The following is an 18,584-nucleotide window of genomic DNA, read 5'->3' as shown; positions in this document are numbered from 1 at the left end:
GTCAGTGCTCCATGTCGAGGTAACGTTCGAGGCGCGCCACGATGGCTTCGAGCAGTAGCGCCATGATCATCAGGCTGAAGATGCCGACCCAGACCGAGTTCAAGTCGTAGAGCTGGCCTGAGTAGTAGACCATGTAGCCAAGGCCCTCTTCAGCAGAGATGTATTCGCCGACCACCGCGCCGATCAGCGCAAAGCCGACGTTGAGCCGCAGCGCCGAGACGATCCACGGGACGCTGCCCGGAACAACGATGGTGCGAAAGGTCTGCCAGGGTGAGGCACCGAGCGATTTCATCAGCCGGATCAGGTCTGGGTCGATCTCCTGCGAGCCCTTATAGGCCTGGAGGAAGGCGACGATGAAGGTGATGATCGTCGCGATGGCGATCTTGCTCTCCATGCCGAGGCCGAACCAGACGATGATGAGCGGCGCCAAGGCGATCTTCGGCACACCGTTGAGCGCGATCATGTAGGGGTGTAGGATCTTCGCCCAGAGCGGCGAGAGCCAGAGCAGCAGCCCCGCGCCACTGCCTAGGGCGCAGCCCAGCACGAAGCCGATCACGACCTCCTGCCCAGTGACCCAGAAATGCCGCAGCAGGCTGCCGTCGGCGATCTGCGTGGCAAAGCTTTGGAGCACGCCTAGCGGGGTGCCGTAGACATAGGGTTTCAGCCAGCCGATCCAGAGCCCGACCTGCCACAGGGCGATGATGACCAGCAGCACCGCAATCTGGTAGAGGCGGATCTTCGTCGTCTCGCCCAGGGGGCCACGGCGCGGCGCACGCGCCGGGGCAGAGGAATGCGTCGCCATAGCCATCACGGCTTGCCAAGATAGGCTGTGCTGGCGATCTCGACCAGCAGCTCGTCACGCACCAGCTCTGAGATGATACAGTAGCGCGCCGGCGGGTTGGCTCCGAAATACTCGGCATAGACCTCGTTGAAGGCCGCGTAATCCTCGCGGTTCTTGAGGAAGATCGCGTTGTAGCAGATGTCCTCGGCGCTGCCGCCTTCGCTCTTCACGACGCGCAGGATCTCATCGATGACATAGCGGGTCTGCGCCTTGACGTCACCGGTGTGGAGGCTCTCGCCGTCGGGGCCGAGCGCGAGCATGCCCGCGACGTAGAGCGTGTCGCCGACGCGGCTGCCGGGGACGAAGGGGGCGATGGGCTTGGGCGCGCCCTCGGGGATGACGGGGGTGAACATGGGTTGTGTCCTTATTGTTCGGGGGCGGGCAGGGTGGCGTCCACCTCTGCCAGCGTGGTCGTCCAGCCGAAGAAGGTGCGGACGTTGAAGACGGTGGCGTCGTGCATGGCGCGCGGCCCTGCCTGAAGGCAGCAGTCCTCGACCATGACCGGGTGGTATTCGAGGCCGAAGGCATCGCGGATCGTGGTCTCGACGCAGACGTTCGAGGCCACGCCGCAGACCAGCAGCGTGCAGATTCCGCGCGAGCGCAGCATGGAATCGAGCGGCGTGCTGACGAAGCCGGAATAGCGCGGCTTGGGCAGGAGCAGGTCGCCCTCCTGCACCGTCAGTGCGTCGATGAGCTGGTAGTCCCAACCGCCTTTGGCGAGCAGCGTGCCTTGCAGCTCGGGCCGCTCGCGCATGACGCGCAGGGCGTTGGACTTGGCGACATTGACCGAAGCGGGACCGCCCGCCTCGACATAGCTCGCGTCCCAGCCGTTCTGCAGGAACACCACCTGCACGCCCCTGTCGCGGCACATCTGTGCCAGCGTCGCGACATTGGCATTCACCGCGTCGATGCCCGACAGGTCGAAGCCGGCGATGTCGAGGTAGCCGCCGCTTGCCGCATAGGCGTTCTGCATGTCCACCACGATGAGCGCGGTGGAGGAGGGGTCGAGCGTCACCGGCTCGGGAAGCGCCGGCAATTCCAGCCGGCGCGTATCCTTCAGATCCTTCATGACAGGCCAAACTCCTGCGCGGCTTTCTCGGCGAAGCTGTTGTCGACCATCTGCTCGTAGGGCAAATCTTCGCGCAGCGTGCCTGCACCGGCCTCGTGGTCGACCAGCGTGCGCCATTCCTGCGCGCTGATGGTCGGGTTGCGCGGCACCAGCGGCACCTCGCCGAAGAAGCGCGGACGCGCGGCGGCGATCACCTCGGGATCGATCTGCGGGAACTCCTTGGCCGCGACGTCGATGAAAAGTTGCTCATCCTCGTGCAGTGCGCGCTGCGCATCGGCGATGGCGTTGCAATAGGCCTGCACCGCTTCGGGGTTCTGTTCGAGGAAGTCTGCGGTCACGAAGGACGACGAGAACACCACCGGCCCGAGCGCCTCGCCCAGCGAATAGACCACCTCGAGATCGAACTGCGTCGCGCCGATTGAGGCGTCCCATTCGAAGACGGTGGCGAAATCGGCCCGCCCGTCGACGACCGCCTGAAGCTGCGCACCGAAGGGCAGCTGAAGCCAGGTGACATCGGCTTCCGGGTCCATGCCGGCCTGCTTCATCGCGTAGAACGGCGTGGTGTAGGTGTTGGACGGGAATTTCAGCGTGGCGACGGTCTTGCCGGCGAAATCCTCGGGCCCGTTGAAGGTGATGCCGGGCTTTGCCACGACCCAGACCGAGATCATCCCGGCGATCTTGGCGACGTTGACCATCTGCGCGCCCTCGACGGTGGCATTGATCGACATGCCCGTGCCGGTGACGGCGAAATCCGCAGCATTCGACAGCAGCGCGGGGACAGGCTGGGCGATACCGCCCGCGGTCTTGAGATCGGGGGTCAGTCCATGCTTTTCGAAGAAGCCGCCGTTCATCGCGGCATAGAGCGGCATGTAGAGACCGAGGTGGATGGCCTCAGAAATACGGGCGGGCGTGGCGGCGTGGGCAAAACCAGGCATGCCGAGGCCTGCGGTGCCGGACAGACCGGCAAGGCCGAGCATAAAGCTCCGCCGGCCCAGGGACGGGTGTGTCATGGACTTCTCCTGTTGGATCGCTGTTTTGTGCCGGCCTCTTGCTGGTGAGCCAGTGGGCCGGATGACAACAGCCTATCCGAGTCTGCGGCGCCAAAAAGTGCCAATGTCGCACGCTGGCGTTGCGCAAAACACAACACGCAGCCTAGCCCGCGCCGAGCGCCCGGAAATGTGAGGTGAGAAGCGATGACAACGCCTTTGCGGCGAAGGACAGTTCCCGGTCGCGGTGAACACAGACCGACACGCGCGCCTCTTCGAGATCGGGACAGTTAAGACGCAGCGCGAGCAACCGCCCTGCCGCTATGTCTTTGTGCACCATGAAACCGGGCATGAAGGCGACTGCGTCGCCGGTCATGGCAACCCGCTTGGTCAGCTCCAGCGAATTGGTGTTGATTGCGATGCGCGGCACCCCTGAGCTGCGCGCGATCGCCACATCGACCATACGGCGCATCCCAAAAGATGTCTCCGGCAGCGCCAGCGGCCATCCCAAAACGTCAGCAAGCTGTGGTCTGGAGAGCTCGGCAAGCGGGTGGCCGGGCCGGACAAGGCAACAGATCGGTTCGATATGCTCGGTCACGGTTGCGATGTCGTTACGGGCTGGCCCGTTGAAGGTGATCCCGATGTCGGCCACGTCGTCAATCAGTGCGCCGACGATGCCATCGGTCGAATCGAAACGGATCTCGAAGCCGATCTGCGGGTGGCGCGCAGCGAAGTCACTTATGACGGCGGGTAGGAACTCGGCCACCAGTCCCTCGGCGGCGTAGAGCGTGACATTGCCGCGATGAAGGCCACGCAGGTCGTCGATGGCGTCGCGGACGCGGTCGAACTCTCGAAAGGTGCGCTGGGTATGTCGGGACAGAAGGATCCCGGCTGCAGTAAGGGTCATGCCACGCCGACTTCGTTCGAACAGTGGTGCTCCAACGTCATGTTCAAGGCCTGAGATGGCGCGGCTGACCGAAGATGGAGTGACGTGCAGGACCTCTGCTGCCCTGCGGATCGACCGCGATCTGGCAGTTTCATGGAAGTAGCGAAGCGTAGTGAAGTCCATTGAAATGATCCGGGTATTTTGGTGCCGGGTTACCGTAACCATCAATGGCCGAAAGTGATCTTACAGTTCGTTGATAAGGAGGTGCTTCAAGCAGTTTGCCCATCCGATGCGTGAATGCTGAGCAAAAAGTATTCGCATCCGTGATCTTTTCAGAGGAACAGGTCACGTTCTACCGTGCGCTGTGTAATCCTAGCTTAGACATTTCTTATGGCTACTTCACTGTGAGCTGCTCTGCGGCAGCATCAAGTATAGCCTTTTTGCGCTGCCAGTCGGGATCCTCGTGCGAAATGGTCTTCCAAAACGCAGGGCTGTGGTTGTGATGCCGGAGATGCGCCAATTCGTGCAGAATCACGTAGTCTATGCACTCTCGCGGCGCCTTTATCAGGTGAGGATTAAGAATGATGGTCCCATCGGTCGTGCAGCTCCCCCAGCGCTTCTCCATCTCTTTCAGGTGAAACGGCGGGCGACCGTTGACCCAAGGCAGCTTCTGTTCCCATTCGGCAAGCCTCCGGTCGAAGTAGTCTCGTGCCTTCAGACGATACCATGCCCAGACACCTGCACTGACGCTGTCAGGCGAGCCCGAACGGCTGGGAACTTCGAGGCGATTTCCTTTCAGCTTCACCGCGCCACGGTGCGTGTCGTCCTTGATGACTTTCAGAACGTATCGGCGGCCCAGATACAGGACCTCCTCGCCAGACACATACTCCTTGTCTCGCACATGCCTGAAACGCTCTCTTGCCTTCTCGACCTGGGTAAAGACCCAACGAGCACGCTTGTGCACCGCCCTGCGGACCTCTGCTGGTTCTGCGTCTTCTGGCGCATCAACGATGACTTCTCCGTCTGGCTCGACGTGGATGGCGATCTTCGTTGTCCGAGAGCCATCGGTCTGCACCCGATAGGAGAGGGTCTGTCCGCCATAGGTCAGAACAGGATCGACGGTCATTGGGCTCCCTTGGTCCGGCCCGCGCGGAAGATTGCCACGATTTCATCTATGAGCGACTTGGCCGCGTCAAGGCCACCGAGCACCTTGAAATAGTGGGGTAAAAGTTGTTTCCGGATCTCGCCTTCGATGTTGCCGGGATTGATTGAGTGCGTCTTGACCGCGTTCTCGACAGTCTCGTCGATGTGAAACGCCTCTTCGACCATGCGTTCTTCGGTGAGTTCGGCCTCGAAACCCTCTGTCTCGACTCGCAGCACCCCAAAATAGGACTGAGCCTTGGGGTGCCCGTCAAAGCGATCGGGGACACCAGGTGTTTTGCGTTGGTCGACTTGTTCCTGAAGGTCTTTGAATAGCACGTATTGCTTGTCCGGATGGTCGAACAGCGCCTCTGCTTGACGAATGGCGTCCCTGAGGAGCTCGGAGAAAACCCGCTTGGCATAGGGATCGTCGATCAGATCCTGCTCGATCGTCTTCCGGATCCGGGTCTTGATGAGGTCGGCCTCGGTGCGAGTCTTCTCATCAGACCAGCTCTCGGGGTCGTCTTCTCCAAGCGTGCCAACCTGAAGAACACCGGGCGGGTCCTTGATATCCTGACCGATCACTTGCGTGTCGACCATTTTGCGAATCTGCTGTTCGTATTCAGAGAAGTCGACGGTTTCCTGTGCGTCCCGCTTCGCCTGCGTTCGCAGCTCGGTGAAGAACTTCAGATCACGCTTGTAGGTCCGTATCTGTGCTTCATCGAACGCGCCATCATCGAAGAATGCGCGAGAGGACAGGGCGAGTTGGAGACACATGCCGAATTCGGTCAGTGCCTCATAGAAATCCTCCCGGATCTTTTGGTTGTCGTCGACCATATGACCAGTGCCGTCATCGGACAGGCGCGGGGTCAAGAGCTGGCGATACTGCTCCCAGTCCTGCTTGTTCTTCACCGGCTTGAAGAGGGCCCAGAGCGCGTCGTGTAGCGAGGGTAGGCGCTTGTATTCAGTGGCCATGTTGGCAACCGTTCCGGCAAGGTCCTCAATGTCGTAGCCGCTCTGCGTCTGTGCGGCCAGATCCTGATAGTCCTGAATTGAGGTGTCGAGTTCAGCAAGGATGCCGCGATAATCGACAAGCAGGCCGAACTTCTTCGCCTCGTGCAAGCGGTTGACCCGGGCAATCGCCTGCAGGAGATTATGGCTCTTGAGATGTTTGTCGATATAGAGCACGGCGTTCCGTGGCTCGTCGAACCCGGTCAGCAGCTTGTCAACGACAATCAGGATGTCCGGATCTCCATCCGTGCTGAAATCCTCGATGATACCATCTTCATAAGTCTTGGGATCGTTGCCGACATTCGCCTTCCACCAGGCCTGCACTTCCGGTGTCTTGGTCTCATCAGTGTCTTCGTGGCCTTCGCGCGTGTCCGGGGCCGAGATCACCACGGCACTGGTCACCAAATTGGTCGCATCGAGCGCGGCCTTGTAGCGGATCGCCGATAGTTTCGAGTCTGTCGCGAGCTGCGCTTTCAGACCCAGGTCGAGTTTCTTGAAGTTCTCGTTGAAATGCTCCGCGATATCCCAGGCGATGAGGTCGATCCGGTTGGCGGCGCGGTAGATGCTGCCACGGGTGGAGAACTTCTTTTTCAGGTCTGACTTCTGGCTGTCCGTCAGGCCTTTGGTGATCTTGTCAAACCAGGCGTCGATTGCAGCTTCGTTGATATCAACAACCGGTTGCCGCTCCTCATAGACCAATGGCGTCACAGCGCCGTCTTCGACAGCGCGCTGCATGGTGTAAGCGTGCAGGATAGGCCCAAACTTGTTGCGGGTCTTGTCGTCCTTCAGAAGGGGCGTGCCCGTGAAGGCGATGAAAGCGGCATTGGGCAGCGCCTTGCGCATCCTCTCGTGGTTTTCACCCCCTTGGCTGCGGTGCCCTTCATCGACAAGCACAATGAGCTGATCCGAGGGGTTGTGGCACTCAGGAAGCTTGGTCGCCGAGTTGAATTTTTGCAGCAGGGTGAAAATGATCCGCTCGCTACCACTGCCGATCCGAACAGCCAGTTCTTTCCCCGACTGAACCTTTGCCTTCTCGCCGTCTTTCTTGGTCGCCACATCGGAGCCAAAGGCACCACCGGTCAGGAAGGTGCTCGCCAGCTGCTTTTCCAGATCAACGCGATCGGTCACGACAATCACCCTAGCGCCGGCCAGCTCCGGCTCGACGAGCAGGGCTTTGGTCAGGAACACCATCAGGTTCGACTTGCCTGACCCTGTCGTGTGCCAGATCACACCGCCTTCGCGGCTGCCGTCCGGTTTCTTCTTGGACACCTGATCAATGATCGCCTTCGTGCCACGCACCTGTTGATAGCGGGCGACGATCTTGCCGAGCTTCTTGTCGAAGAACATGAAGCGCCGCGTGAAATCCAGCAGCCTGTCGGGGCGCAGAAGCCCAATGATCAGCTTGTCTTGCTCACTTACGGCAACAGGCGCTGCGTGCAGGCGCGTGTAGTCGGCCAAGGCATATCCTGGGCGCTCGGCGAAGAGGCCGTCCACTTGGTCAGGCGTCAGCTTGGCATTGCGGATAGCCGAAAGCTCAGTCTCTGGCAGCTCTTCCTCGCGCCAGATCGACCAGAACTTCTTCTTGGTGCCGGTGGTCGCATAAAGCCCCTCCGAGCCGGAAATCGACAGAAGCAGCTGCGAATAGGCGTAGAGATCCTGAATGCCGTCTCCCTGCTGGTTGCGCAGGTGCTGGCTGATGCCTTCTTCAACCATAGCCTTGTCGCGCGTCGTCGAAACCGGGCGCTTGGCCTCGATGACGGCCAGCGGGATGCCGTTGACGAACACCACGATGTCGGGGCGGTAGCTGCCAAGCCCGCCAGGGCGCTGCACGCTGAATTCCTCGACCACATGGAACTCATTGGCCCCGACATCGGTCCAGTCGATCAGCGGGATGGTCTTGCTGGTCTTCTCGCCATCGACGAACTCAGTGACGGTGATCCCCTTGGTGATATGCGACGTCAGGGCCTTGTTCGCCTGGATCAGCCCTTCGGTCAGGCCGGTCGAGCTCAAGGTCCGCACCACCTCGTCAATGCCGCCGGGGGAGAGGGCGCAGGACTTCCCCCGATGATCAAACCGATACCGTTTCAAGCGCGCCCGCAGCACGCTTTCCAGTAGCACCCCCATGCCGGCCCCGCGCATCGTCAGCGCCTCGCCCAAGCTGACATAGGTGTAGCCCATTGCCATTAGCACATGCAGTGCAGGGAGCTTGGCGGCGGCTTCTTCTCTGGTGTCGGGGGCACGGTTTGGGGTCATTAAAAGGATACTCAAATTGGTGTCACATCACGTCACTCGCCGCTTCGCGGCGGCGCGCGCAGGGTTGACAAATCCGAAATCAAATGCACATAGAGAGCATGAGTTCGCTGCCTACCGGCTTCGAACCTATCGAGGTCTGGGTCGCTGAACCAGCGTAGCAAATCAGCGACCACACTACACTCCCAACGCGTTTCGGCAGTCTTGCAGCGTCCAAGCGGGCGACTGTCGGATTTTGCCAATGCTGTTATCCGCGTCATAGCATGTCACGAAATTTGCTTTGAGGTCACCGTTGTGCTTGGCCGAAAACCGTAGGACAACCACGAAATCGCCAAAAGCAACCGCAACCGACCTCGACGGATCGTATTGTTTTCGTGGCTTTATCCAGCCTTGATACCAGTCCGCAGCAGGCGCATTCAAAGTCGTCGCGATCCAGTTCATGCGTTGCGCGCGAGGCATGGAGAATTGGTTCTTCACCCCGTCACGGTTTGTGGCCTCGTAAAAAGCGTGATCAAACTTGTCTTTTTGAAAATAAACTGGAATGCCGTGATGCGTCGTGATGCGGGATCGAACATAGGTTGCTTCGTAGTGCGCACGATACGCCGCCTCATCCGGCAGATTCAGGAACGGGGGCATCTTTGTTACCAGCCTCCGCCAAGATTAATCTTGAAGATGTTGAACTTGCGCGCGTTGCGCACCGTGGGACGCAATTTGTGACCAAGCCGCCTCTCCAAGGCCTGCACCAAATGTTCTTTTGCACTGCCCTCTCGCAATGTGTCATTCATCCGGCTGCTGGCTGCCCCCAACAGAAGGTCGGCCATCTGGATCAGAACGACTTGCTTCGAAGGCAGAGCCTGAACACTTTCAATGGATGCTGACAGGTTGGCGTTGCCGAGAACGCGGCCCAACTCGTGCAGACGATCCCGTTCCCGGTTCGATTTCGTATCGCAGAATATGCTGTAGCTGTTGAAATCGAGTATCCAGTGGTGAAGGACCTGGTAATAGAACTTGTAAAATCCCAGCTCATGGTCCCCTTCGTGAAGTGCAAGATTGACCTGCTCCCGGTCAACTGCGATGCAACGGAACCTCAAGTCATCACCATAGCCAAAGAACAACTCGACCAAATCGAGGTAGAAGCCCAATTTCGAGGGAGAGACCTTGCTCCATTTGATCTCGCCCCAAGCATTGTGGCGCTCTCGCAGGGTCTTGATCTTGGCCTTGGCGTCATCCCTCAGGTCAGCGGGCAGCCAGAGGCTGCCGATCATCAGGAATTGCGCTTTAGGATGGCCTGACGTGAACAGGTCAGGGAATGCCTCATCGCAATAGACTTCAAACTGCATCGGCAGTCTCCACTCTCACCCGTCGCTTGCCGGTCAGGAGTTGCTGCATCAGGGCTTTTTTCTCGGTGCGGAGTTTTTTCGCCTGCTCGGAACGCAGCTGGATTTCATCATCAACTGCATCATGGGCAGCATTGATACGGCGTTGCTCGCCCAAAGATGGGAGCGGCACTTTGATCTGTGCAAAGGCTTTCCAGCGCAAGCTTCCTCTCCGGTCCACCGAGGCATTCGTGGCTGCGGCAAACTTCTGGCGGTAGAGATCTGTCTTGAGAACACGGAAAAGGAACATGGCGTCAATTTCAGGCTTCGGCTCAAAGATTGTGTAGATCGGACTCACCAAGGCGGATTCGTAGAGGTTCTGTATGCCAATCGAGCCCTCCTCGATGTGGTTCGAAGGATAGCCAATTTGCCCTCTGCTGATGACTTTGTAACCTGATAAGTCATCGCTGAAGACTTGCTTTTTGAAGTAATCCAGCGAGTTGACGAAGCCCACGACCTTTGAGCATGAAATTACAGGTAGCGCGGCATTCTCTTTGTTTCGGATGGATACCTCGCGGGCAACATCACCAATCGAAACCTCGCGCCACTCTTGGCCCTCGAACTCGGGGAAGCGGCGTTTGCCGGTGAGGAGGGTTTGCATGAGGGCGCGTTTCTGGGTGCGGGCGGTGGCCAGCAGCGCCTCGGCCGTCTCGATGGCCCGGTCCCATGTCGACAGGATCTCCGCGATCTTCTTTTGCTCGGGGAGTGGAGGGAGAAGCACATCCAAGCCAGTAATTTTCGAAGGGCTTGTGTGCTTTACCTTTGTGCCACCAGAATCTGCCGAGATGCGCCGTCTAATGCTGGGCATTCCGAGAAGAAGGTGAAGAAAGTTTAGATTGATATTCGAGCCTTCAAGTTTTTGGATAAGGCCCAAACGTTGGTTGTGCAGATAGCGATCGACTGAAGGCACGAACAAAGTAGAGCCGAGCAGTCCTGGGGTCTGTTCGGTCATCGCGACGAGCATGTCGCCCGGGCTTAAAATGTAGTCTTTTGGGATTGGTCCATCATAACGCTTTTGCTTCTCTCCGAGCGGACGAAAACCACCTTCTTCATAGAAGTTTCCAGGCGTTAGAACGATATCTTCACCATTGGGATCGAAATACTCTGAGGAGAAGGCAAAGCCATGCTTAATAGTAATGTGCTCATCAAGTCGAGTTTTTTCCCACCCTTCAGGCACCATAACCCAGCTCCCGCAGATACCCTTCCATCCGGCTTTCCAGATCAGCCAAATCACCCTTCAACCGCGCCCGTTCGTCCCGCACAGCCATCAGGTCAATCTCGGCTTCTTCCTCGAAGGTGTCGACATAACGTGGGATGTTCAGGTTGAAGTCGTTCTCGACAATCTCGGCCTTGGTTGCGCGGTAGGCGTATTTGTCGACCGTCTCGCGGGCGCGGAAGGTCTGCTCGATCTTCACGAGGTTCTCTTCGCTCAGCACGTTCTGGTTCGTGCCGGCCACGAACTCACGGCTGGCATCGATGAACAGCACGCTATCATCTGCCTTGCGTTTGCGGAAGATCAGGATTGCCGCCGGGATGCCGGTGCCGAAGAACAGCTTTTCCGGCAGGCCGATCACGGCATCCAGCAGGTTCTCTTCGATTAACTTCTGGCGGATCTTGCCTTCGGTCGAGCCGCGGAACAGCACGCCATGGGGCACGACGACGGCCATGCGCCCGCTGCCGGGTTTCAGCGTCTCGATCATGTGCAGGATGAAGGCGTAATCGCCCTTGGTCTTGGGCGGGATGCCCCGGCGGAAGCGGGCGAACTTGTCGTTCTCGGCGGTCTCGACGCCCCATTTCTCAAGGCTGAAAGGCGGGTTGGCGACCACGATATCGAAGTGGCGCAGCATGTCGTCCGAGGTGCGCAGTTTGGGGTTGCGGATCGTGTCGCCCCATTCGACCTGATGGTTCTCTTCGCCATGCAGGAAGAGATTCATCTTGGCGAGCGCCCAGGTGGAACCGATCGCCTCTTGCCCGAAGAGGGCATAGCGGCGGGTGCCGCTGCGTTCCCGCACCAGACGCCCGCATTTCATGAGCAGCGAGGCGGAGCCACAGGTCGGATCGCAGATGTCGTCGCCCTCCTGCGGGTCGACGATGCGGGCCATGAGTTCCGAGACCTCGGCGGGGGTGTAGAATTCGCCCGCCTTCTTGCCTGCCGAGGCGGCGAAGCGGGAGATCAGGTATTCATAGGCACCGCCAATGATGTCGAGCGCGCCAACGCGGGACGGGCGCAGATCCAGCGCGGGCTTGGCGAAGTCTTCGAGCAGGTGGCGCAGGATGTCGTTCTTCTGCTCCTCGTCGCCCAGCTTGTTCGAGTTGAAGCTGATATCCTGGAAGACGTCCTTGAGCTTGGCGCCATTGGCCTCTTCGACGGCATGCAGCGCCTTGTCGATACGCTCACCGTTGCCCGCCTCGAAGCGGCGCTTGTGCAGGGCATCGAACGCGGCGCCCTCGGGAAGGACGAAGGCCTCCTCCTGCATCATGGCTTCGACCAACTCAGGCGCGTCCGGATATTCGGCCTCGTAGCGCGTGCGGTGGTCCTTCCAGACGTCCGAAACGTATTTCAGGAACAGCATGGTCAGGACGTAGTCCTTGTAGATCGAGGGGTCGACCACGCCACGGAATGTGTCACAGGCGCCCCAGGCGGCCTTGTTGATCTCTTGTTGTGTAATCGGGTTCATCTGTCTGCTCGTAGCCTTTCTGACGAAGTTCGCACGCAGCAAGTGACTGCACAACTGATGTTAGGAGATTCAAGAATGGAACTGGCCTCGGTGGATGGGGCGATCCGCAGGTCAGTCCGTGCCAAGATGCCAAAGGCTAGAGGGCTGCGGAGCTTCATTCAGCAAAGCAACCTTCCCCTGCATGGTCTGAGTTTTGTGATAGTGAACGATATCTATGAGGTTCTTTGCAGGAACGCAGCCCAGTCCTCCATCATGGCTCGCCTGCGCTCCAGCATGTCGGTGCGGCGGTATGCGCGCTCGACTTCGCTCCCGACCGTGTGAGCGAGCGCCATCTCAGCCATTTCCTTAGGGTAGTCCGTTCGCTCGGCTGCCCAGTCGCAGAAACTCGAGCGCAGACCGTGAGGCACAGCTGGTTTCCGCGACCGTTGGTCCAGAAAACCGAGGCGTCCCTGAGCGACTTCCTGCTCCTGCATACGGCGCATTACAGCAGAGATGCTCATGTCCGACAGCGGCTTGCTTTTGCTCGATGGAAAGACCAGCGAGCAGCCCATCATGCGCGGCGTCCTTTGCAAGAGCGCAATCGCGGCCTTCGAGAGCGGCACCCTGTGTTCGCGCCCAGCCTTCATCCGTTCGGCAGGGATAGTCCACAGCGCGAAATTCATGTCCACCTCGCTCCAGTCAGCTTGCCTTACCTCGCCGGAGCGAGCGGCTGTGAGCGTCAGAAACTCGAGGGCCAGAGCCGAGATACCCTCGCGCTCACGCGTCAAGCTGAACCAACGTGCGAGTTCGTCGAGCGCGACGGCAGGATGGCTTTGCTCGTTCTTGATCTTGTTCGGGGACGGCAGAATTTGCTGCAGATTACCTTTCCAGCGCGCTGGGTTCTCACCCTCGAGGTGGCCCATCGCCTTCGCCCAGTCGAGGACGGCTTCAATGCGCTGCCTGACTCTCTTTGCTGTTTCCACTTTGTCTGCCCAGATCGGGCGAAGCACGGCGAGCACGGTCTCGATGTCGATCTCGGAGACGGGCATGTCCTTCATGACCGGGAAGGCGTAGCTCTCCATGGTCGAGCGCCACTGCTTGATGTGCTTGGCGTTCCTGTGCTCGCCCTGAACCTTATCTTCATAAACCTTCTCGAAAGCCTCGGCGAAGGTAACCTGTAGCCGCTGTTCGGCGGCGCGCTGGACGCGTGCTGCGCGCCTTTTCTCCACCGGATCTACACCGGCTTTAATCTGCTGCTTCTCCGCGAGAGCAAGTTCACGCGCTTGCCCGAGCGTGACTTCCGGATAGGAGCCTAGACCGATGTGGCGTCTATTTGTGCCAATGACGATCCTGAAGACCCATGACCTGGTCCCCGTCTCGGTAATGTTCAGGTAAAGGCCGGCGGGCGTGCCGCCGACCGCATGGCGCCCAGGTTTAGTCAATTTCTTCACCTCAAGCGCCTTCAGTTCGCGAGACTGCTTCGGCATCCTTTGCACCATCCTTGCCACCATAAATCATGTCATCGCATGCAGCATTCTGCAACAGTATACAAGCGAGACGTTCGAAGAACGTCCCATGTAGAGAAATGATTTCAATGCCATACGCTACCGCTTGCCATGGCCTGCAAGTTTTGTGAGGCGGACTGAGCCTCCGCCACTAGCACTTGGCAAGATGTTGAATTTTGACGGCATCCTATTCGAGCCTTGGTCTAAGTCCCACATTTACCTCCACATTTCGCCAGCGCAACAAATCCCTCTTGCGTGTCGGTGCATTTCGAATCATGATGGATCAAACCAGGAACATCGGCCGTGCAGCCGGTTCTTACATCGCTAAAAACTGGCTGAGAGAAGGCGTCGCATACAGCCAGCCAGAAGGGGTGGGACTGTGCATTCGAAAGACCTTCAAGACGTCGAATAGCTCAGCTTCTATTCCGAAAGCATTCAGTGCACGCCTGACGGGGCTGCCGTCTCTTTTCAGGGGCGCAAGGTTGTGTCGGCGGAACCCGTAGCCGATCACGCCAAGCCCCCTCGGTCGAGATCCCGCGATGAGCCGGAATCTGCTGTAACGGCGGAGACGCCTCGCGCCGTCGAGCCAGCCAAGCCACGCAAACAGCCCCTGAAGCTGTTTTCTGAAAGACAGTGAGGTGGCTGAGAGGTACTCGGTTTTGCGCCCGACCGTATGGCGCTGGGCGTAGTCTCGCTCTGGTTTCCCGCAGCCTGTACCGATCGCCGGAGGCACGATGCGCTGGGCGATTGCCGATCTTGAAGCGTTCGAACGTTCGCTGAAGACGGCAGTGCAGACGGCGTCTGTCGGGGGCGCAGTGTGAGCCGCGCCTATAAGGGCGTGCGCCCTGAAGGCCATCGCGACTATTCCGTCGATAATGTCCTCGCCTTGTGCGGTATCTGCCGAAACACGCTGAGCAACTGGGTGCGCAGCGGCCTTGGGCCAGTTGATCGCGCGTCGCCTCAGCTTTTTCGAGGCGCTGAGTTGAGGCGTTTCCAGGAGGCGCGCGGAGGTGTGAAGGGCAAGCTGCGGGGTGGTCAGTTCAAGTGCCTCGGCTGCAAATCGCGAGTGTTTCCGGAAGTCGGTTCGGTCTCGATTGTCGAGCGAGCGCGCGGTGGCGTTTCGGCCAGCGCAGCCTGTCCAGACTGCTATGCGGTCGTTTTCAAGTTACTGGGTGAGACGGAATGCTACAGCGTTCGAAAATGCCTCGATACCAATACAAGCCTGACGTCGATCGACGAAGATAGGGTGTCGGCCCCGGCTGGTATTGGGAAAGATCAGCGTGGCGTGGGAGGTGTTATCACCTATAAGAACGATCGGATGATCCACGCATGGCAAGGATATGCCGAACGTTACCACCCCAAGACGGTTACCGCGCATCTCACCTCCATCCGTGAGTTCGAAAGGTTTCTTGCCGGGAAGAGCATCGCCAGTCTGACCCAAGACGACATCATCGCGTGGCGAAAGAAGCTCATCGCGAATGATGAGCGGCTTGGCAATTCAACCATCCGGCATCGCGCCTCTCAGGTGTCTGGCTTCCTGAAGTGGCTGGCCGATCAGCCCGGTCATTCAAAGCTTCGGGGCCTGAGTGACGATTGTGGTTTGCCCAAAAGGCTCAAGCAGGCGGCGCTGCCGGAACAGAAGCGGTTTCCGAAATTGGACGAGGCGGTCGCGATGCTTGATGCAATGCCGTCGAAGTCTCTCAGCGAGCGGCGCATGCGGGCGTTATTTGCATTCGCCTTACGTCCCGACGCGCTGATAACGGTCCGGTTCAGCACCGCTTCTGCCGCGCGCGAATTGGGCGTCGAACGAACCACGGTTACCCAATGAATACAGGCACTCGAAAGCGAGACTGGTCTTGCGCTGTTCGACCGACGCGGACGGCAATTGGCTTTGACCGCGGCGGGGCGCGATTTTGCTGATGCGACCCGGCCGATGATGGAGGCCGCCCATCTGGCGGCGAGATGCGCGGCGGGGATGCGACCCGGGATGAGCCGGCGGGTCACGATTTCCGCCCCGCCCGCCTTCGCCAGAGCCCGGCTGATCGGCCCCTTCTGTCACTCGGCCGAGAATACCCTGAGCTGGAGCTAAAGCTTGACGGGGAGATCCGAGTTCGCCTCGCTGCCACGCGGTGAGGCCGACATTGCGGTGCGCCTGTCGCGGCCGCAGGCAGGCGATCTGGCGGTCTCCAAACTCGGCTCCATCGTGTTTCGTCTATATGCGCACCGCCAGTACATCGCGGGTACTCCCGAGGAGGACCGGCGGTATATCGGTCAAGGCGACGTACGGGACGGCATGCCGCAACAAGTCGCGCTCAACCTCATCGCTGATGGAAGGTTTGCCTGCTATGTGGATGAGCTCGATCTGCAGCTAGCAGCGGTCTTGGCGAGGGGCGGTATTGCAGCGCTTCCCGATTTCCTGATGGCAGACAACAACGAACGGACGCTGGTGGGATCAGGTGAACCACTTCTCGCCCGCGAAGTTTGGTCTGTGGCCCATAACTCGCAGCGTCATCAGGAACGGATCAGGCGAATGGTCAAGGCTCTGAGAATGGCGTTGAAATGATACCTCGGCATTTCGCACAGGGCTATTCGTACACGCCGCAGCGTCCGTCGGTTTGGGCTCGAAGCAGACCTGCGGCGGCGCGGCAGGCCCCTCGCCCTGGCGCGCCAGGCCCGCGGGCGCTGAAACCCAGAGCAGCCGTTCATGACGGGCTCAGTGGATGACCGGACCCAGCCGTGCTATGACATTCGTGCCCAAAGCAGCTTCTGACCAAGCCGCGGCGCGGCGGGCCGGAAGCGCCATGTTTCCTGAACGAGCATTTGGTGGCACCCTCGACAGTCTTCAGTTCAGGCTCCGTTGGCTGAAGTCACTGGCAGCTTGCTCGACGCCTTCATCTCCTTCAACGACAGATTGGACCGGATGCTCGTCACGCCCGGCAGCTGGCGCAGCGTGCTGTCGACGAAGGCACTGTAGTCGTCGAGGTCGCGCGCAACCACGATCAGCAGGAAGTCATCCGCACCTGTGGTGTTGTGACAGGCGAGGATGTTTGGCGTGGCCTCGACGATGCGCTGGAATTCGGCAGTCGCGGCTTGGTCATGCTCAGAACAGCGCAGCTGGACAAAGGCCATGACGCCCAGGCCCAGCTTGCGGCGGTTCAGATTGGCTTGGTAACCTTCGATGATGCCGCTCTCTTCAAGCCGTTTCAGTCGGCGCCAACACGGCGTCTCGCTCATCCCTAGGTGATCGGCGAGCTTGGCATTGGCCATGCGGCCGTCCTCCTGCAACAGGGTCAGAAGCCGGGCATTGACGGCGTCGATCTCTGGCATGGGGCAGTTTCCCTCTAAAAATCGCCTTGCATTGGCGGGACCTGCCCTGAATTTCCGCCAAACGGGGAAGATTGGCAAAGGTATTTCACACAACTGAGGCTAAGCTGCCGCCAATCCGCCTCAGACTGAAAGACCCTGCCATGAAAGCCGTCCTCTTCGAGAAGTTTCAGGAAACCCCCAAGCTGACCACCGTCGCGGACCCCACACCCGACCCGAAGGGCGTGGTGCTGAAGGTCGCGGCTACAGGTGTCTGTCGCAGCGACTGGCATGGCTGGATGGGCCACGACAGCGACATCGACCTGCCGCATGTGCCGGGACACGAACTGGCAGGCGTGGTCGAGGCCGTGGGCCGCGACGTCAAGAACTGGAAGCCCGGCGACAAGGTCACCGTGCCCTTCATCTGCGGTTGCGGCAGCTGTTCGGAATGCCATTCCGGCAACCAGCAGGTCTGTCTGCATCAGGAACAACCGGGCTTTACCCACTGGGGATCCTTCGCGGAATACGTGCCGATCCATCAGGCCGATCTGAACCTGGTGGCGTTGCCCGAGGGAATGGACTTCGCCACCGCCGCCAGCCTCGGATGCCGCTTTGCCACGTCGTTCCGGGCGGTCGTCGACCAGGGCAAGGTCAGCGCGGGCCAATGGGTCGCGGTGCATGGCTGCGGCGGCGTCGGCTTGTCTGCGGTCATGATCGCCGCTGCTGCGGGCGCCAACGTGATCGGCGTCGATCTGGACCCGGCCAAGTTGGCCCTTGCGCGGGAGCTTGGCGCGGTAGCGGTGATCGACGGGCGCGAGGCAGACGTCTCCGCCGCCATCCACGAGCTTAGCAAGGGCGGTGCGCATGTCTCGCTTGATGCGCTGGGTCATCCCGTGACCATGACGAACTCGATCCTCTGCTTGCGGCCTCGTGGTAAGCATGTGCAGGTCGGGCTGATGTTGGGCGACCACGCCGCCCCCGCGATTCCGATGCCGAAGATCGTCGGGCAAGAAATCGAGCTGCTTGGGTCCCATGGGATGCAGGCGCACCGCTATGGTGCGATGCTAGACATGGTGGCAAGCGGGCGGCTTGACCCGTCGCGGCTGGTGGGCCGGCAGATCAGCCTCTCTGATGCCCCCAAGGCCCTGATGGAGATGGACAAGTTCCAATCCGTCGGCGCCACCGTCATCACGCGGTTCTGATATGGGACACATCGGCTTCATCGGCGGCGGCAACATGGCCACTGCCATCCTCGGTGGGCTGATCGCGAAGCGCATGGCCCCCGAGCAGATCACCCTCATTGATCCCGGCCTGGAGCGGCGCACGCGTTTGCAGACGGGCTATGGCGCGCAAGTCACGGACGGCCTGCGCGCAGGCAGTGCCGAGGCAGACCCCGTAGTCCTCGCCGTCAAGCCGCAGGATTTGCGCCGCCGCGTGACCTCGCCCGGTGGCAGGGCCCACTGGGCGAACACCTCGATGCGAGAGGACGGGTTTGCAGAGATCGTTGCCCGTGCGATGACGGCTTGCCGGGACCGCGCGGTCGAGCTGGGAAAGGGCTGA

17 protein-coding genes are annotated in these 18,584 nt (G+C 59.9%); 4 read left to right on the top strand and 13 right to left on the bottom strand.

All coding sequences use genetic code 11. The features are described from left to right. Position 1 precedes the first annotated feature (1 nt). From IEX41_RS05160 to IEX41_RS05105, 12 genes are all read right to left on the bottom strand, one after another. Positions 2 to 808 carry an ABC transporter permease gene (locus tag IEX41_RS05160; RefSeq protein WP_229672931.1) on the bottom strand — a complete coding sequence of 269 codons (807 nt, stop codon included), beginning with the start codon at positions 806 to 808 and terminating at the stop codon, positions 2 to 4. Continuing rightward, positions 808 to 1,194, bottom strand: a complete 387-nt coding sequence (locus IEX41_RS05155) for a Rid family hydrolase (protein WP_188789112.1) — start codon at positions 1,192 to 1,194, stop codon at positions 808 to 810. The genes IEX41_RS05160 and IEX41_RS05155 overlap by 1 nt, the downstream gene beginning before the upstream one ends. A gap of 11 nt (positions 1,195 to 1,205) precedes the next feature. Next, the gene (locus IEX41_RS05150; protein WP_188789111.1) at positions 1,206 to 1,910 is read right to left on the bottom strand and encodes an isochorismatase family protein; all 705 of its coding nucleotides are present in this window, start codon (positions 1,908 to 1,910) and stop codon (positions 1,206 to 1,208) included. Beyond that, entirely contained in the window at positions 1,907 to 2,920 is a 1,014-nt protein-coding gene (locus IEX41_RS05145) for an ABC transporter substrate-binding protein (RefSeq protein WP_188789110.1), read from the bottom strand. The genes IEX41_RS05150 and IEX41_RS05145 overlap by 4 nt, the downstream gene beginning before the upstream one ends. 142 nt (positions 2,921 to 3,062) lie before the next feature. Next, positions 3,063 to 3,965: a LysR family transcriptional regulator gene (locus tag IEX41_RS05140; protein ID WP_188789109.1), complete on the bottom strand. Its 903-nt coding sequence runs from the start codon at positions 3,963 to 3,965 to the stop codon at positions 3,063 to 3,065. Positions 3,966 to 4,176: 211 nt separating this feature from the next. Further along, positions 4,177 to 4,908: a M48 family metallopeptidase gene (locus IEX41_RS05135; RefSeq protein ID WP_188789108.1), complete on the bottom strand. Its 732-nt coding sequence runs from the start codon at positions 4,906 to 4,908 to the stop codon at positions 4,177 to 4,179. Then, complete coding sequence (locus IEX41_RS05130) at positions 4,905 to 8,186, bottom strand: type I restriction endonuclease subunit R (RefSeq protein WP_188789107.1); 3,282 nt, start codon at positions 8,184 to 8,186, stop codon at positions 4,905 to 4,907. Before IEX41_RS05130 ends, IEX41_RS05135 begins: the two co-directional genes overlap by 4 nt. Positions 8,187 to 8,360: 174 nt before the next feature. Then, the gene (locus tag IEX41_RS05125; protein WP_188789106.1) at positions 8,361 to 8,819 is read right to left on the bottom strand and encodes a hypothetical protein; all 459 of its coding nucleotides are present in this window, start codon (positions 8,817 to 8,819) and stop codon (positions 8,361 to 8,363) included. Positions 8,820 to 8,824: 5 nt separating this feature from the next. Next, the gene (locus IEX41_RS05120; RefSeq protein ID WP_188789105.1) at positions 8,825 to 9,523 is read right to left on the bottom strand and encodes a DUF3800 domain-containing protein; all 699 of its coding nucleotides are present in this window, start codon (positions 9,521 to 9,523) and stop codon (positions 8,825 to 8,827) included. Then, positions 9,513 to 10,739, bottom strand: a complete 1,227-nt coding sequence (locus tag IEX41_RS05115; protein WP_188789104.1) for a restriction endonuclease subunit S — start codon at positions 10,737 to 10,739, stop codon at positions 9,513 to 9,515. The genes IEX41_RS05120 and IEX41_RS05115 overlap by 11 nt, the downstream gene beginning before the upstream one ends. Further along, a complete protein-coding gene (locus IEX41_RS05110; protein ID WP_188789103.1) occupies positions 10,729 to 12,237 on the bottom strand; it encodes a type I restriction-modification system subunit M in 1,509 nt (502 codons plus the stop codon). Before IEX41_RS05110 ends, IEX41_RS05115 begins: the two co-directional genes overlap by 11 nt. Positions 12,238 to 12,449: 212 nt before the next feature. Beyond that, positions 12,450 to 13,703 (bottom strand): tyrosine-type recombinase/integrase, encoded by a 1,254-nt coding sequence (locus tag IEX41_RS05105; RefSeq protein WP_188789102.1) that lies wholly within the window; start codon positions 13,701 to 13,703, stop codon positions 12,450 to 12,452. 835 nt (positions 13,704 to 14,538) lie between these two features. Here IEX41_RS05105 and IEX41_RS05100 point away from each other — a divergent pair. Together IEX41_RS05100 and IEX41_RS05095 are read left to right on the top strand one after the other, a co-directional pair. Further along, positions 14,539 to 15,549 (top strand): site-specific integrase, encoded by a 1,011-nt coding sequence (locus IEX41_RS05100; protein ID WP_188789101.1) that lies wholly within the window; start codon positions 14,539 to 14,541, stop codon positions 15,547 to 15,549. 264 nt (positions 15,550 to 15,813) lie between these two features. Next, positions 15,814 to 16,284, top strand: coding sequence for a LysR substrate-binding domain-containing protein (locus tag IEX41_RS05095; RefSeq protein ID WP_188789100.1), 471 nt, complete (start codon positions 15,814 to 15,816; stop codon positions 16,282 to 16,284). Between the two features lie 284 nt (positions 16,285 to 16,568). Here the strand turns inward: IEX41_RS05095 and IEX41_RS05090 are convergent, their stop codons facing one another. After that, positions 16,569 to 17,048 (bottom strand): Lrp/AsnC family transcriptional regulator, encoded by a 480-nt coding sequence (locus IEX41_RS05090; protein ID WP_188789099.1) that lies wholly within the window; start codon positions 17,046 to 17,048, stop codon positions 16,569 to 16,571. A gap of 140 nt (positions 17,049 to 17,188) precedes the next feature. On the opposite strand from IEX41_RS05090, the gene IEX41_RS05085 reads away from it, so the two are divergent. Further along, positions 17,189 to 18,226 carry a zinc-dependent alcohol dehydrogenase family protein gene (locus IEX41_RS05085; RefSeq protein WP_188789098.1) on the top strand — a complete coding sequence of 346 codons (1,038 nt, stop codon included), beginning with the start codon at positions 17,189 to 17,191 and terminating at the stop codon, positions 18,224 to 18,226. Between the two features lies 1 nt (position 18,227). Continuing rightward, a complete protein-coding gene (locus IEX41_RS05080; protein WP_188789097.1) occupies positions 18,228 to 18,584 on the top strand; it encodes an NAD(P)-binding domain-containing protein in 357 nt (118 codons plus the stop codon).

The sequence above is a fragment of the Salipiger pallidus genome (assembly GCF_014643635.1).
GTDB lineage: Bacteria > Pseudomonadota > Alphaproteobacteria > Rhodobacterales > Rhodobacteraceae > Salipiger > Salipiger pallidus.
This window is presented reverse-complemented; position numbering and strand designations above follow the sequence as displayed.